This is a genomic window from Achromobacter sp. JD-1, from assembly GCF_038594925.1.
Taxonomy (GTDB): domain Bacteria; phylum Pseudomonadota; class Gammaproteobacteria; order Burkholderiales; family Burkholderiaceae_B; genus Achromobacter; species Achromobacter spanius_C.
On the sequence record NZ_JBCGCS010000002.1, the window covers coordinates 262,496 to 277,528 of the forward strand.

The 15,033-nt window shown below is 61.7% G+C and carries 11 protein-coding genes and 3 tRNA genes; 2 read left to right on the forward strand and 12 right to left on the reverse strand.

The genetic code is table 11. From position 1 onward, the window contains the following. Window positions 1–7: 7 nt before the first annotated feature. The 8 genes from typA to scpB all read right to left on the reverse strand — a co-directional run bounded on the left by typA (window position 8) and on the right by scpB (window position 11,750). Window positions 8–1,831: a translational GTPase TypA gene (typA, locus tag WBR68_RS04455; RefSeq protein ID WP_050446073.1), complete on the reverse strand. Its 1,824-nt coding sequence runs from the start codon at window positions 1,829–1,831 to the stop codon at window positions 8–10. After that, complete coding sequence (truB, locus tag WBR68_RS04460; protein WP_050446074.1) at window positions 1,828–2,580, reverse strand: tRNA pseudouridine(55) synthase TruB; 753 nt, start codon at window positions 2,578–2,580, stop codon at window positions 1,828–1,830. Before truB ends, typA begins: the two co-directional genes overlap by 4 nt. A gap of 39 nt (window positions 2,581–2,619) precedes the next feature. After that, window positions 2,620–3,021, reverse strand: coding sequence for a 30S ribosome-binding factor RbfA (rbfA, locus tag WBR68_RS04465; RefSeq protein ID WP_006218273.1), 402 nt, complete (start codon window positions 3,019–3,021; stop codon window positions 2,620–2,622). A 23-nt stretch (window positions 3,022–3,044) separates the two neighbouring features. Further along, window positions 3,045–6,095, reverse strand: a complete 3,051-nt coding sequence (infB, locus tag WBR68_RS04470) for a translation initiation factor IF-2 (protein ID WP_230693609.1) — start codon at window positions 6,093–6,095, stop codon at window positions 3,045–3,047. A 95-nt stretch (window positions 6,096–6,190) separates the two neighbouring features. Then, the gene (nusA, locus tag WBR68_RS04475; protein WP_050447915.1) at window positions 6,191–7,669 is read right to left on the reverse strand and encodes a transcription termination factor NusA; all 1,479 of its coding nucleotides are present in this window, start codon (window positions 7,667–7,669) and stop codon (window positions 6,191–6,193) included. Beyond that, window positions 7,666–8,169, reverse strand: coding sequence for a ribosome maturation factor RimP (gene rimP, locus WBR68_RS04480; RefSeq protein WP_050447914.1), 504 nt, complete (start codon window positions 8,167–8,169; stop codon window positions 7,666–7,668). The genes nusA and rimP overlap by 4 nt, the downstream gene beginning before the upstream one ends. 492 nt (window positions 8,170–8,661) lie before the next feature. Beyond that, complete coding sequence (gene rluB, locus WBR68_RS04485) at window positions 8,662–10,509, reverse strand: 23S rRNA pseudouridine(2605) synthase RluB (RefSeq protein ID WP_230693610.1); 1,848 nt, start codon at window positions 10,507–10,509, stop codon at window positions 8,662–8,664. 35 nt (window positions 10,510–10,544) lie between these two features. Beyond that, window positions 10,545–11,750: an SMC-Scp complex subunit ScpB gene (gene scpB / locus WBR68_RS04490; RefSeq protein WP_230693611.1), complete on the reverse strand. Its 1,206-nt coding sequence runs from the start codon at window positions 11,748–11,750 to the stop codon at window positions 10,545–10,547. A 62-nt stretch (window positions 11,751–11,812) separates the two neighbouring features. Between scpB and WBR68_RS04495 the strand changes: the two genes are divergently transcribed. Then, window positions 11,813–11,889: transfer RNA gene (locus WBR68_RS04495), tRNA-Met, on the forward strand. On the opposite strand, the gene WBR68_RS04500 is transcribed toward WBR68_RS04495, so the two are convergent. The 4 genes from WBR68_RS04500 to WBR68_RS04515 all read right to left on the reverse strand — a co-directional run bounded on the left by WBR68_RS04500 (window position 11,868) and on the right by WBR68_RS04515 (window position 14,707). Further along, window positions 11,868–12,098 carry a hypothetical protein gene (locus WBR68_RS04500; protein ID WP_127183825.1) on the reverse strand — a complete coding sequence of 77 codons (231 nt, stop codon included), beginning with the start codon at window positions 12,096–12,098 and terminating at the stop codon, window positions 11,868–11,870. The two genes, WBR68_RS04495 and WBR68_RS04500, sit on opposite strands and share 22 nt — an antisense overlap. Window positions 12,099–12,464: 366 nt before the next feature. Further along, on the reverse strand, window positions 12,465–13,370 hold the full coding sequence (locus tag WBR68_RS04505; protein WP_230693612.1) for a LysR family transcriptional regulator: 906 nt from the start codon (window positions 13,368–13,370) through the stop codon (window positions 12,465–12,467). 113 nt (window positions 13,371–13,483) lie between these two features. Then, entirely contained in the window at window positions 13,484–14,500 is a 1,017-nt protein-coding gene (locus WBR68_RS04510) for a CobW family GTP-binding protein (protein ID WP_050447911.1), read from the reverse strand. Between the two features lie 131 nt (window positions 14,501–14,631). Continuing rightward, a tRNA-Asn gene (locus WBR68_RS04515) sits at window positions 14,632–14,707 on the reverse strand. 235 nt (window positions 14,708–14,942) lie between these two features. Here WBR68_RS04515 and WBR68_RS04520 point away from each other — a divergent pair. Then, window positions 14,943–15,018: transfer RNA gene (locus WBR68_RS04520), tRNA-Thr, on the forward strand. Window positions 15,019–15,033 lie beyond the last annotated feature (15 nt).

A 15,033-nucleotide genomic window follows, 5' to 3' on the forward strand; every position in this document is an offset into this window, starting at 1 on the left:
TGCCCGCTTAGGCCGAGGCTTCGCGCGCGGCGCGCTTGCGTTCGTTTTCCAGCAGGTGGCGCTTACGCAGACGGATCGACTTCGGCGTGATTTCCACGAGTTCGTCGTCGTCGATGAATTCAACGGCGTATTCCAGCGACATCTGGATCGGCGGAACCAGGCGCACGGCTTCGTCGGTACCCGAGGCGCGCACGTTCGTCAGTTGCTTGCCCTTGATCGGGTTCACAACCAGGTCGTTGTCGCGGCTGTGAATGCCGATGATCATGCCTTCGTACAGCGCATCGCCCGGGCTCACGAACATGCGGCCGCGATCCTGCAGCTTCCACAGTGCGTAGGCCACGGCATCGCCTTGGTCCTGGCTGATCAGCACGCCGTTGCGGCGTTCGCCGATCGCGCCTTCCTTGACGGGGGCGTATTCGTGGAAGATGTGGCTCATCAAGCCCGTGCCGCGCGTCAGCGTCAGGAACTCGTTCTGGAAGCCGATCAGGCCACGGGCCGGGATCAGGTATTCCAGGCGCGTACGGCCACGGCCGTCCGGCTGCATGTCCTGCAGGTCGCCCTTGCGGCGGCCCAGCTCTTCCATCACGCCCCCCTGGTGGGCGTCTTCAACGTCGATGGTCAGCGATTCAAACGGCTCGCACTTCACGCCGTCGACTTCCTTGAACACCACGCGCGGACGCGACACGGCCAGCTCGTAGCCTTCGCGGCGCATCGTTTCCAGCAGAATCGTCAGGTGCAGTTCGCCACGGCCCGACACTTCAAACACCGTGTCGTCGCCCGTGTCACGCACACGCAGCGCCACGTTGGACTTCAGTTCGCGGTCCAGGCGGTCACGCACTTGGCGGCTGGTCACGAACTTGCCTTCACGGCCCGCCAGCGGCGACGTGTTCACCATGAAGTTCATGGTCAGCGTCGGCTCGTCGATGCGCAGCATCGGCAGGGCTTCCTGCGTGAGCACGTCGGTCACGGTGCAGCCAATGCCCAGTTCTTCGATACCGTTGATCAGCACGATATCGCCGGCTTCGGCCTCGTCAACCACGACGCGCTCCAGGCCATGGAACTTCTGGACCTGGTTGATGCGGCCCTTGCCGCCCTGGCCGTCCGGACCAAACTTGTAAGCCACTTCCATGCCGGGGCGCATGCGGCCACGGTTGATGCGGCCCACGCCGATCTTGCCAACGTAGCTGTTGTAGTCCAGCGAGATGATCTGCATCTGCAGCGGGCCGTTGGGGTCATCTTCGCGCTGCGGCACGTGTTGCAGAATGGCTTCGAACAGCGGGCGCATATTGCCTTCACGCACGTCCGGCGTCAGGCCGGCGTAGCCCGACAGGCCCGAGGCGTACACCACCGGGAAGTCCAGCTGCTCTTCGGTCGCGCCCAGCTTGTCGAACAGGTCGAACGTGGCGTTGATGACGAAGTCGGTACGCGCGCCGGGACGGTCAACCTTGTTGACGACCACGATCGGCTTCAGGCCCAGGGCCAGCGCCTTGCGCGTCACGAAAATGGTCTGCGGCATCGGGCCTTCAACGGCGTCAACCAGCAGCAGCACGCCGTCAACCATGGACAGCACGCGCTCGACTTCACCACCGAAGTCGGCGTGGCCCGGGGTGTCGACGATGTTGATGTGCGTGCCTTCGTATTCAACGGCACAGTTCTTGGCCAGAATCGTGATGCCGCGTTCTTTTTCCAGATCGTTCGAGTCCATGACCCGTTCGGTCAGCGCCTGGTTTTCGCGGAAGGTGCCGGATTGGCGCAGCAGCTGGTCGACCAGGGTTGTTTTACCGTGGTCCACGTGGGCGATGATGGCGACGTTGCGCAAGGCGCGAGTCATAGCGAGTCCTTTAAGGTCAGGGTGGAGGGCAGCAAGCCCTCCGGCAATTCGTTCAGTGCAAGCAATGCCTGCTTCGGGTCTGGCATGGCCTGCAAGGCTTCCAGCTCAACGGCGCGTTCCAGAGAAAATGGCCCGACATGCGTGCGCCGCAGCGCCGTCAGGTGGGCGTAACAGCCCAGCACGCGCCCGATGTCCTGGGCCAGTGTTCGGATGTATGTGCCTTTACTACAAGCCACATCGATCTCTGCCTGCGTTCCCGAAAGGGACAACAGCTCGATGCGGTGAATCGTGATCTGGCGCGGGGCCCGTTCGAGTTCGATGCCGGCGCGCGCGTACTCGTACAGCGGCTTGCCGTCGCGCTTGAGCGCGGAGTACATCGGCGGAATCTGCTCGATGGTGCCCGAGAAACGTGACAGCGCGTCGCGCAGCGCTTGCTCGTCAACGGTAAAGCCCGGCTCGGCGGTTGACACGACATTGCCGGTCAGGTCGCCAGAATCGGTTTCGCTGCCAAATTGCAGCGTAGCGCGATACGCCTTGTCGGCGTTGAGCATCGCGCCGGAAATCTTGGTTGCGCGTCCCATGCAGCACACCAGCAAGCCGGTGGCGAAGGGATCCAGCGTGCCCGTATGACCGGCTTTCGCCGCGTCCATGGAACGCTTGGCGCGTTGCAAGGCGTGGTTGCTCGACAAACCTACGGGTTTGTCGAGCAACAGCACACCGTCGAGCAAAAGCCCGCGTCGTTTAGCCATCGTCGGAATCCGGTTGAAAAAGCAGTGACGACAGCCCGATCAGGACTGGTCTTCAGGTTCGTCAGGCACGCCCGAGTGGGGGCCGGGCCGATTTGCGCGGTCGATGAGGATCGACATTTCGATGCCACGGGCGATTTGCTCGTCGTGGAAGAAGCGCAAAGTGGGGACAGTGTGTATGTGCAGCAGCTTGTAAAGCTGGGAATGCAGCCAACCGGCTTTTTCGTTCAGCAAGGCGGTGGCGGCTTCGGGCTCGGCGCCCAAAACCGTGAACCACACCTTGGCATGCGCGTAGTCGGTCGACAATTCCACACCGGAGAGCGTGATCAGCCCAGCGCGAGACATATCGATTTCGCGCTGGATGATCTCCGCCAGATCCTTTTGGATCTGGTCGGCCAGCCGCAAATTGCGGCCGGGGATGGCTTTGGACTTGTGACGGCTCATTAGCAATAATGCCTCGCGACGCTTTACAGCGTACGCGCGATTTCCTTGATTTCAAAGACTTCCAGCTGGTCACCCACCTGGATGTCGTTGTTGCCGCGCAGCGTAAGACCGCAATCGAAGCCCGACTTGACTTCCTTGACGTCGTCCTTGAAGCGGCGCAGCGATTCAAGATGCCCCGTCCACTGAACCACGTTGTTGCGCAGCAGGCGTACCTGGGAATCGCGGCGGACGATGCCGTCAAGCACCATACAACCAGCGATGTTGCCAAGGCGCGAGATGCTGTAGACCTCACGGATCTCGACCAGGCCGATGATTTCTTCTTTCTTCTCGGGCGCCAACATGCCCGACATGGCCGCCTTAACTTCATCCACGGCGTCATAGATGATGTTGTAGTAGCGCACGTCGATGCCGTTGTTTTCGGCCAGCTTCTTGGCGCTTGCTTCCGCACGCACGTTGAAGCCGATCACGACCGCGTTCGAAGCGATGGCCAGGTTGATGTCGGTTTCCGAGATACCGCCGACAGCCGCGTGCACCACTTGCACACGAACTTCGTCGGTCGACAGCTTGACCAGCGACTGCACCAGCGCTTCCTGCGAACCCTGCACGTCGGTCTTGACGATAAGCGTGAGCGTTTGCGTGCCCTCGCCCAGGTTGTCGAACATCGATTCCAGCTTGGCGGCCTGTTGGCGAGCCAGCTTGACGTCGCGGAACTTGCCTTGGCGGAACAGCGCGATTTCTCGTGCCTTGCGTTCGTCGGACAGCGCCATCAGTTCGTCGCCGGCGGCCGGCACTTCGGTCAGGCCCTGGATTTCAACCGGGATGGACGGGCCGGCCGATTGGATCGGCTTGCCGTTTTCGTCCAGCATGGCGCGCACGCGGCCAAAGCTTGCGCCAGCCAGCACCACGTCGCCGCGCTTGAGCGTACCGCTTTGCACCAGGATCGTCGCGACCGGGCCACGGCCCTTGTCCAGACGGGCTTCGATGACCAGACCCTTGGCGGGTGCGTCTTCCGGCGCCTTCAGTTCAAGCACTTCGGCTTGCAGCAGCAAGTTTTCGAGCAGGTCGTCGATGCCTTCACCGGTCTTGGCCGACACGCCCACGAAGGGAACGTCACCACCGTATTCTTCCGGCACGACCTGTTCGGCAACCAATTCCTGCTTGACGCGCTCGGGGTTGGCCGACGGCTTGTCGATCTTGGTCACGGCCACGACCATGGGCACGCCCGCGGCCTTGGCGTGGTGGATGGCTTCACGCGTTTGCGGCATCACGCCGTCGTCGGCGGCCACCACCAGAATCACGATGTCGGTCGCCTTGGCGCCGCGGGCACGCATGGCGGTAAACGCTTCGTGGCCCGGGGTGTCAAGGAAGGTCACCATGCCGCGTTCGGTTTGAACGTGGTAGGCGCCGATGTGCTGCGTAATGCCGCCGGCTTCGCCCGCGGCAACCTTGGCGCGGCGGATGTAATCCAGCAGCGAGGTCTTGCCGTGGTCAACGTGGCCCATGACGGTAACAACCGGGGCGCGCGGCAGTTGCTCGGCTTCGGACACCGCGGTGGAATCGTCCAGGAACGCTTCCGGATCATCCAGCTTGGCGGCAATCGCCACGTGGCCCAGTTCTTCAACCACGATCATGGCCGTTTCCTGGTCCAGTACCTGGTTGATGGTGACCATCTGGCCCAGCTTCATCAGATGCTTGATGACTTCGGCGGCCTTCACGGACATCTTGTGAGCCAGATCGGCCACGCTGATGGTTTCCGGCACGTGCACTTCGCGAGCAATGAACTCTTGCGGTGCGGGCTCGTTGCGGCGGTCGTTCTGCTGGTTGCGGCCACCACGGCCGCCGCCCTTGCCACCACCCTTGCCACCTGCACGCCAGCCGTCACGGCTGGCCGGGGCTGCGGGCTTGTCGGCCGGCTTCTTGCGCGAGGCGTCATCAGACCAGGTCGAAGCGACTTCGGCGGTCTTGATGGTCTTCTTCGTGCCAGGAGCGGCGGGCTTGGCGTCTTTCTTGGCGCCGGGCGTGGCGCCGGGCTTGCCGGCCGGCTTGTGCAGCGTGCCCGAAATCGGAGCAGCGGCGGCGGCGGGCGCCTCCGGCTCGGGGGCACGCAGTACCTTGCGCGGACGGTTCAGCATTTCGCGCAGCGCGGCGGCTTCGGCCTCGGCGGCACGGCGGGCCTCATCGCGGCCACCCGTCGTAGCGGAGGCGGCAAGCGGCGGGCCGGCGCGGCGGTTGTCGGCACGATTGCCCACCCGGACGGGGGGCGTGGCCGGCGCGGGCGCGGCGGACTGCACAGGTTCGGACTTCGCGGCAGGCTGCGCCTGGGCGATCGGCGCATTGGCCTGGGGGGAAGGTGTATCGGACTTATTGGCTAGCACAACGGGTTCCGGCTTGGCTTCTTCAGCCTTGCGCTCGGTGGATTCAGTCTTAACTTCGGGCTTGGCGTCTTCGGCCACGGGCTCGGCAGGAGCAGGCGCCGGCGTCGGTTCGGGTTCAGGCTGGGCCTGGACTTCGGCGGCTTGCGCCTCGACGGTGGCGGGCACTTCGGCCGCGACGGATTCAACAGGCGCGGGCGCTTCAACCGGCGCGGGCGCTTCTACAGCAACAGGCTCTTCCGCCTCGACGGGGGCCGGAGCCTCCGCTTGGACGGGCGTGGCTTCGCGGGGCTCGGCCACGGCAGGAGCCTCGGGTGCAGCCGGCGCGGACACCTGCTGCTCTTCTTCAACAGCAACTTCATCTTCGGCACGCGCGGACGCGGCCTGCTCCAGGGCAATTTCGGAGGGATCACGCTTGACGAACACGCGCTTCTTGCGCACTTCGACCTGAATCGTGCGCGAGCGGCCGGTGGCGTCAGCCTGCCGGATCTCGGACGTCTGGCGGCGCGTCAAGGTGATCTTCTTGCCTTCGGTCGCGCCATGGGCGCGGCGCAGCGATTCGAGCAATTTCGCCTTGTCGCTGTCGGTGACGGAATCGTCAACCGATTTGAGGTCAACACCAGCCGAGCGCAGCTGATCCAGCAGCACGTTGGCAGGCATTTTCAGCTCGGTAGCGAACTGGGCGACGGTGTTACTCGACATTAGGCTCTCTCTTCCCTATATGCAGCAATTACAAACAACGTGAACTTGCAGTGGATGAATCCAGCACTACCCACCGCAGACCCGTGTCCTTATGGTTATTCTTCGTCGAACCAATGGGCACGGGCACGCATGATGAGGTCGCTGGCTTCCTGCTCGGTCAAACCGGCGATTTCCGCCAGTTCGTCCGTTGCCAATTCGGCCAGATCATCTCGCGTATGCACTTGGCGCTCGGCCAGCTTGGCAGCCAGCTCTTGCGTCATGCCTTCGAGTTCAAGCAAATCCTGTGCGGTCTCAAGACGCTCTTCCTGAGCAATTGCCTCAGTCAGCAGCGCGTTGCGGGCACGGGCGCGCAATTCATTGATGGTGTCTTCGTCAAACGCTTCGATTTCCAGCAGTTCCTGCATGGGCACGTAAGCGATTTCCTCGATACCGGTGAAACCTTCGTCGATCAGGATGTCAGCGACTTCCTCATCAACGTCCAACTTGCTCATGAACGTGGTGCGCAGACCCGAGCGCTCGACTTCCTGGCGGTTCAGGCTTTCTTCCGGCGTCATGATGTTGATCTGCCAGCCAGTCAGCTCGGACGCTAGGCGCACGTTCTGACCCTTGGCGCCAATGGCCTTGGGCAGGTTTTCCTCGTCGACGACGACGTCCATCGCATGCTTGTCTTCGTCAACGACGATCGATTCGACGTTGGCCGGCGCCAAGGCGCCAATGACAAACTGCGCGGGGTCTTCCGACCACAACACGATGTCGACCTGTTCGCCGCCCAGCTCGTTGCGCACCGCGGTGACACGCGAACCACGCATGCCCACACACGTACCGATCGGATCGATACGCTTATCGTATGCCACCACGGCGATCTTCGCACGCACCCCCGCATCGCGAGCGGCGGCCTTGATCTCGAGCAGGCCCTGCTCGATTTCCGGAACTTCATTCTCGAACAGCTGGCGAATGAACTCGGGCGAGGTGCGCGACAGGATGACTTGCTGGCCACGCGCGGCGTGGTCAACACGCAACACGAAGGCGCGGACGCGGTCGGCAACCCGGAGGTTTTCCTTCGGGATCATTTCGGAACGCGGCAGGCGCGCTTCGATCTTGCCCGTTTCGACGATGGCGTCGCCCTTGTCCATGCGCTTGATCGTGCCGGACACAATGGTTTCACCACGGTCCAGGAAGTCGTTCAGCACCTGCTCGCGTTCGGCGTCACGGATCTTTTGCAGGATGGCCTGCTTGGCCGCCTGCGCGCCGATACGGCCGAATTCGATGGGCTCAAGCGGCTCTTCGATGTATTCGCCTTCCTGGATGTCAGGAACGATTTCCTGCGCATCCGACAGCATTTCCTGCTTGTCGGGCTCTTGCAGGCCAGCTTCGTCCGGCACCACCAGCCAGCGGCGGAAGCCTTCGTGATCGCCGGTTTCCCTATCGATGGCGACACGAATGTCCGCATCATCCTTGAAGCGCTTTTTCATGGCCGAGGCCAGCGCGCTTTCCAACGCACCGAACACGACGTCACGCGTGACGTTCTTTTCACGCGCCAAGGCATCGACCAACAGAAGAATTTCGCGACTCATCGCTTTTTGCCCTTGAAATCCAGAACGGGATCCAGTTTTGCACGTTCGATATCTTCGACCGTGAAATTCAACACCTGGATTTCGTTCTTTTTTGCCTCAAATTCGAGACCGAAGACGGTCTTGTGCATCCCAGCAGCGGCATCCGAGGCGGCGGCGTCGTCTTCGGGCACGGTCAACGTGCCGGAGAAAACCTTACGTCCGTCTAATGCCTCGCGCAGCTTGATCTCGATGCGCTCGCCAGCAAACCGGCGGAATTCAGCCTCGTTGCGCAACGGGCGATCTATACCCGGCGAACCGACTTCCAGCCGTTTGTAATCGACGTTCTCGACTTCGAACACCCGCGACAATTGGCGGGACACCTGCTCACAGTCTTCGATGCGCACACCGCCGACCCGATCGATCGTTACGCGCAAAAGGCCCAGGGCGGCACGCTCGACGTCCACGAGTTCGACGTCCATGCCGGCCAGAGCCTCTTCGGTCAATGCGAATAAATCAGCCATATACTCAAAAAAAATGGGCTGCACGCCCAGCCCACCGATATTGCGCAGAGCCCAGCCGCTTCCCTACTACACGTAAGGAGCAATGCTGGGCAGCGCCCTATATTGCGACCTAATTTGATGCACCATGGGTTGTCCAACCCTGCCCGCTCAAACCCAACCTTTCAGGTTCGGCAGCACTTGGTGCATATCCGATGCCAACTGCTATTGAACTGCGCCATGCTGCCGCGCGCCAATTTGATCATTGACTGCTCGATCCGTTCAGACTCGATCTGTTCAGACCCAACCCTTTCAGACCTGCCCCTGCGCATTACCCGCCAGAGGCGGCTTGCCCGCTACCCGCCAGAGGCGGGACGCAAAAAGCAATGACGCGAAGCCATGAAAACCATTGATTTTACCAGATAAACAGGAAAAACGCCTGATTCATCTAGGGCTTACGCTTATACGGGACATATCGCGGCCAGCGGCGCGGCCAACGCGCCACTGGCAGGCAAATCAGCGACCTTGACGACCACGCCCACCCATGACGCCCAGACGGGATTCATGCGCGGATGCGCTGCGGGGTTGCCAGTCGTCGCCACGCGGCGCCGACGAGGCTGCACGCGGTGCGCGCGGTTTGCCGCCCGCACCCGGGCCCTTATTGGCCGCCGAGCCGCCCGCGCTGCGCGGCCCTTCAGACTTGTTTCCGCCACGCCCACCCGCAGCCGCGGGCTTGCCATTCCGACCACCGTTGCCGCCGCGCGCGCCTTGCGGCTTGCCGCCCGGCTTGCCACCGGAAGGCTTGCGGCCACCACCCATCTGGCCTTCGGCCACGTTGCCGACAACGCCGGCATCTACCGACGCCACATTGCCCGGCTGCCCGCCCGCTGCCGCCGCACGCGGACCGCGCGGACCACGCGGCTTGCCACCCATCTTGCCAGCAGGCTTGGCGCCCGGCTTACCGCCCGGCTTACCGCCGGGCTTGCCATCAGGACGCCCGCCGCCCGCCGATGCCGAGCGACCACCGCCGGGCTTGCCGCCCTTGCGATTGCCACCAGCGCCTTCCGCGGCAAGCGGATGACCGTTGGCATAACCGCCTGCGATCATCAGACCAGTACCGAACGGGTCGGACGGACACGCCGCCGCTTGCCCCGCGCTGCCCAGGCGGCCGCCCTGCAACTTGCCACGACGGCCGATACGAGCGCCATTCATGCCATTGCGATCCATGGTGCCGAAGCCCGGGGGCAGCGCGCTGTCATGGGATTGGGGTTGCTTCGAGCGGCGGCGGTTGCCACCCGATTCGTCGTCATCGCGCAACAGTCCAAGCTGGACCATCAACGCGGTGACCAACGAGCCATCCAGTTCTTCCCAGCGACCACGACGCAAGCTGCGGGGCAGAACCACATCGCCGAAGCGGGTACGGATGAGTCGGCTGACGGTTACGCCAACCGCTTCGAACATACGGCGCACTTCGCGGTTGCGCCCTTCCTGCAAGGTGACGCGGTACCAGCGATTGCTGCCGTCGCCACCCAGATAATCCAGCGCGCCGAATGCCGCCAGGCCATCTTCAAGCTCAATACCATCGACCAGCGACTGGCGTTGCGCTTCATCCATCTCGCCCAGCACACGGACGGCGTATTCCCGCTCGGTACCGTAACGGGGATGCATGATGCGGTTGGCCATATCGCCAGACGTCGTGAAGATCAACAGACCTTCCGTATTCAAGTCCAGGCGGCCCACCGACAACCATTTACCCGTGCGCAACTTGGGCAGACGCGCAAACACGCTGGCGCGGCCACCCGGATCGTCGTGACTGACGATTTCGCCTGCCGGCTTGTGATACAGGATCACGCGCGGGGGCTTCTTTGTATTGGTACGCATGATGGGCTTGCCGTTCACGCGAACCTGATCATTGGGCGCAACGCGTTGGCCGATATGAGCTGGCTCGCCATTGACCGAGACGCGGCCGGCCACGATCAGCTCTTCCATCTCGCGGCGCGAGCCGATGCCTGCATCCGCCAGCACCTTGTGCAGCTTGGGCATGACCGAATCGCTGTTCAGGTACTTGCCCAGCCGCTGCTCCATGCGCTCAGCGTTGTCAAGATACGACAGCGCTTGTTCCGCTTCTTGCTCGCCACCACGGGAGTCAGCCGACTCGACCACGGCGGCGGCGGCCGGCTGGCCACCTGCCGCCGGCGCCTGCTCTGCCGCGGCATCTCCACGACGGCGGCGGAAAGGCGTCCTTAGCTTGCGGCCGCGCCCACGGGCACCGGCCTCGCCTTCGGCGGCGGGTTCGCGCACGGAAGAGGAATCCGGCTGACCGTTGGAAACGGTGTCATCCGAACGGGGATTGTCGTCCTGCATTGCTGTATTCGTTGTCACTGGGACAGCTCCGAATTTCAAACTTGGGTACGCCTGCCAGGGGCGGGCTCGTCATCATCAGGGGACGCCGAATCGCGGCCAGCGCCAGGCTGCGCCGGATCCACGTCATCCGAAGCCGAGGAAGCGGCATCGGTTTCGGGCCGAACAGGATCATCAAGGCCGAAATCGGGCTCATGCCCAGCTGCGCCAGGCGCTGCGTGATCGGTCTCGTCAATCGGGTCGGTCGGTTCCGCGTGTTTTGCGTGCTCGACACTTTCCTTTGCAGCACCGGCCTCAGTAGGGTCGGCGGCCATATCGGAAATGTCGTTACCGGTTCTGTCGTCGGGAAAACCGGACAGGATCGGCGTATTGGACAAGCCTTCGGCTTGCTCCCGGACGGTGGATTCGTCATCGGGATCCGCGCCTTCTTCTGTGCGCGAAACGACGGATTCTACGCTATCGACCGGGTCTATGGGTGCATCCTGTTCCGAAACAGGCAATTCCGCAACGGGGAGATCGCTATTTTCGCGGGCTTCGTCCGCATTTCCGACGGCAAATTCCCCTTGATTCCCCTTTCCGCCATCGCTGGCGGCTTCGGCCAAACCGTTCATAGCTTCGGCGGCAACCTCCGCCTCAGCCGGTTCATTCGTGGGAATGGCGCCCTCGCCGGTCAATTGCTGCACCTCGCCGAGGTCCAGCCCGGCCAGCGCGGCTGCGGCCTGGGCGGATTCCAGGGGCGGCAACTCGTCCAGCGCGCGCAAGCCCAGATCATCAAGGAACTGGCGCGTGGTGCCAAACAGAGCCGGACGCCCCGGCGCATCACGGTGCCCGATCACCTCGATCCACCCTCTATCTTCCAGGGCTTTCACGATTTGCGACGAGACGGTCACACCGCGTATGTCTTCGATATCGCCCCGCGTTACCGGTTGGCGCCAAGCCACGATAGCCAGCGTCTCCATAACGGCTCGTGAGTACTTGGGCGGCTTTTCTGGGCTGAGCCGCTCAAGATAGCGCTGCATATGCGGCCGGCTTTGAAATCGCCATCCGCTCGCCAATTGCACCAGCTCAAGACCACCATCGGCCCAATTGGCTTGCAGCGTCTCCAACAGCCCGCGCAGCTTGCTGTTGTCGAACTGCTCATCATCCCCGAATAGCTTGCGCATATCGGACAGTTGCATCGGCTGCACCGCGCATAGCAACGCGGTTTCCAGCACGAGTATTGCCTCACTATCGTTCATCGACATTCAAATTCAAAAAGGGCTAACTTGCACCCGGTGGAAAATAAGGTTAATATTCTTTTCTCAGACGCGGGGTGGAGCAGTCTGGCAGCTCGTCGGGCTCATAACCCGAAGGTCGTAGGTTCAAATCCTGCCCCCGCAACCAAATTGATCAAGGCCTGGCGAATGCGCCGGGCCTTTTTCATTTGCGCCGTCTTTACTGATCACATCGTCGTTGATCACATTCTCAGCGGCTTGCGCCGCGCGCGCGCGCCAGGCATCCGCGACCACCACCGACTCCACGCCTACCCTGCCCTGCCGCACGCCCATGCGTGCAGAACTGCGATGGGCGACGTAAAAGGGCGTAGTGTTCACAGGGTTCCTGGGTTGACTGCCATGCGCGGCAAGCACGCGCCCATACAGGCGCGCCAATCAAGATGGGGCAATGGCCTGCCACTTCGATGCGCGGCAGAGGCCTTAAGCAAATTCTGGAAAAGATGGCGAAAATCGCCAACAAGCCTGCAGGACGAGCCGGAATCCGGCATCCCAACCCCGCGGCAATCAATATCAAGGGCCCGGATCATCAAGCTTTGGGGGGCCAGATCTGCGCCAGACTTAAAATTCTTGAATATTTTCGAAGACTACATGCTAGCGGACATTGACTCGCCCGCGCATTTTGAAAATTATACCGCCATAACCCAAGCCCTCAAGGCCGAAAATCCACACCACGGCGTACCGCAACTATGCCCCAGGCTTGTCCCACGGCGCGGAACCCAGCCGCTCGACCAGAAAATCCAGCATGGAGCGCAATATCAGCGGCATTTGCCGGCGTGATGCGTACACCCCGTAAATACCAAGCTCTTGCGGTTTGCATTGCGGCAGAATCGCCCTCAATCGGCCTGCGGCGATATCTTCCGTTGCGCAGTAAGTGGGCAACATCGCAATACCCGCGCCCTCCAGCGCGGCGCTCAGCAGTACGGACGCCTCGTTGGCGCTGATATTGCCACTGACCGGCACATCCACAGGCTGACCATCACGCTCGAAGCGCCACAGGCTTTTGCCAAAGTAAGAGTGGGTAAGGCAGTTACGCTGCGACAAATCTTCGATGCGCGCCGGCATGCCTTCGCGAGACAGATACTCGGGAGATGCGCACACCACGGAACGGCACACCGCCAGCTTGCGGGCGATCAGGTTGGGATCCAGGTCGTTAGTGATGCGGACAGCCAAGTCGACCCGCTCTTCGACCAGATTGACAGCCCGCTCCACCAACATCAGATCAACCGAGGTATCCGGGTGCAGCTTGACGTAGTCAGCTACCACGCGCGCCAACTGACGCGTGCCGAATGACATGCTGGTGGTAAGCCGCAACAAGCCGCGCGGTGTGTCTTCGGGCGTGGACACCGCACTGCGCAGATCGCCCACCATACCCAGCATCTGCCGGCAGCGCGGCAAAGTTTCCGCGCCCGCGGGTGTAAGGCTCAAGCGACGCGTCGTGCGATGCAGCAAGCGCACCCCCACCCACTGCTCCATTTCCGCCAGATAGCGCGACACCATGGCGCGCGACATATCCAAATGAACTGCCGCCGCCGACAGGCTGCCCCGGTCGGCAACTTCCACGAACACCTGCATCGCCTTCAAACGATCCATGATTGTCTCGGTTCTTGCATCAGACCGTACCGGTTATACCGTATTTCTGTGCAACATCCGCGCCAAAATGGCGACAATTTGAGCGCTGCGCACCCCGCAATACCCGCACAGAATCAAGCTGGCGCCTGGCCCAGCGCCTCGATCACCGCCGCGCGAACCTCCGCAACGTCCAGGCCTCGCACGATATAGACCAATTGGGACGCCCGCTCATCACTTGGCCACTGCGCCAGCGTCCGCAAGGGATACAGTTCGCCATGCACACCATGCACCTCGCATGGCAGCGTGTCTCCCTCGAAGCACACCAGCCCCTTCATGCGCAAAATGCCCGGACCAAAGCGCTCTTGTATACGGGAGACGCCCGCCAGAAACGCGGCCCGCCCCAGCGGGGACGACAACACCAATGAAAAACTGCCCACACTCGCATGCCGGCTGGCGCCTGGCCGCGCAAAAGCCTGCAGCCAATTCGACAATGCCGCGCCATCGCGCCGCACCAGTCCATCTGGACCATCACGCAGGATGCCAGCCAACGGAGAGTCGTGTCGTTGCACGCAGCGCTGCGCGCCAGGGTTGACGGCAATGACCGCTTGCTCAACCCGCCGCAATTGCGCCGAGTCGGCCAAATCGGATTTGCTCAATACAACAGTGTCGGCCAGCGCCAATTGCCGCGCCGCCTCGGGCTGGTTCGCCAATTGTGCCTCGCCGTGGCGCACGTCCACCAAGACGATTGCGCCGCGATACGCATAGCGTTCGGCAAGAAACCGGTCATGCTTGAGCATGAATAGCGTCGAGGCAGGGTCAGCCAGCCCACTGGTTTCAATGATCACACGCCGAAACGGTTTGATCCGGCGACTGATCGCCAGCATGAACAGATCACGCAAGGTATCAACCACCGCGCCGCTGACAACACAGCAAAGACAGCCGCCTTCGACGAGCACCACATTGGCGGGCGCCAACCTGACCAAGTGATGATCCACTCCAACATCGCCATACTCATTGACGATGACGACCGCATCGGAATAGGCGGACTCGTGCAGCAAACGGTTGAGCAGCGAGGTCTTGCCGCTACCCAGAAAACCCGAGAGCACCGTCACGCCAATGCGCTTATCCTCTTTCTGCCTATCGTCTTCCATCACTCAACTCGAAAGAACCAACAGAGCGACAAAAAGGGCCACCCGCTTTCGCGAGTGGCCCTTTTGTTCGGCTTTGGATCCCTAGGCGTTAGCATCTTTTTCAGCTGCAGCTTATTGATCTTGAATTTTTTTGGCTCCCCGAGCTGGGCTCGAACCAGCGACCTGCGGATTAACAGTCCGTCGCTCTACCGACTGAGCTATCGGGGATCTGCCAAGAACGTAATTATGACCTAAATTTTTAGCGCATGCAAACTGCGATTTTTTTTCTTCTTTTTTGGCCAGTTGTTTCCCATAGCCAAAAAACTCTGATATGATTTCGGTCTTTCCAGATCAGGCCCCATAAACAGGGCGAAAAACTGGGAAGAACAAAGATGTTTTGCTTGAAGTTTGAGCGTCGGTGAAATCCTGATTTCGGCACGCATGAATTGAAGCAAATGGTCTTGCCGGCATAGCTCAGTTGGTAGAGCAGCGCATTCGTAATGCGAAGGTCGTAGGTTCGACTCCTATTGCCGGCACCAAATTCTAAAAGCAGC

What these genes read in the sequence shown, in the direction of transcription:
- typA (WP_050446073.1), bottom strand. Translation starts at nt 1,831, where the DNA reads ATGACTCGCGCCTTGCGCAACGTCGCCATCATCGCCCACGTGGACCAC.
- truB (WP_050446074.1), bottom strand. Translation starts at nt 2,580, where the DNA reads ATGGCTAAACGACGCGGGCTTTTGCTCGACGGTGTGCTGTTGCTCGAC.
- rbfA (WP_006218273.1), bottom strand. Translation starts at nt 3,021, where the DNA reads ATGAGCCGTCACAAGTCCAAAGCCATCCCCGGCCGCAATTTGCGGCTG.
- infB (WP_230693609.1), bottom strand. Translation starts at nt 6,095, where the DNA reads ATGTCGAGTAACACCGTCGCCCAGTTCGCTACCGAGCTGAAAATGCCT.
- nusA (WP_050447915.1), bottom strand. Translation starts at nt 7,669, where the DNA reads ATGAGTCGCGAAATTCTTCTGTTGGTCGATGCCTTGGCGCGTGAAAAG.
- rimP (WP_050447914.1), bottom strand. Translation starts at nt 8,169, where the DNA reads ATGGCTGATTTATTCGCATTGACCGAAGAGGCTCTGGCCGGCATGGAC.
- rluB (WP_230693610.1), bottom strand. Translation starts at nt 10,509, where the DNA reads ATGCAGGACGACAATCCCCGTTCGGATGACACCGTTTCCAACGGTCAG.
- scpB (WP_230693611.1), bottom strand. Translation starts at nt 11,750, where the DNA reads ATGTCGATGAACGATAGTGAGGCAATACTCGTGCTGGAAACCGCGTTG.
- WBR68_RS04505 (WP_230693612.1), bottom strand. Translation starts at nt 13,370, where the DNA reads ATGGATCGTTTGAAGGCGATGCAGGTGTTCGTGGAAGTTGCCGACCGG.
- WBR68_RS04510 (WP_050447911.1), bottom strand. Translation starts at nt 14,500, where the DNA reads ATGGAAGACGATAGGCAGAAAGAGGATAAGCGCATTGGCGTGACGGTG.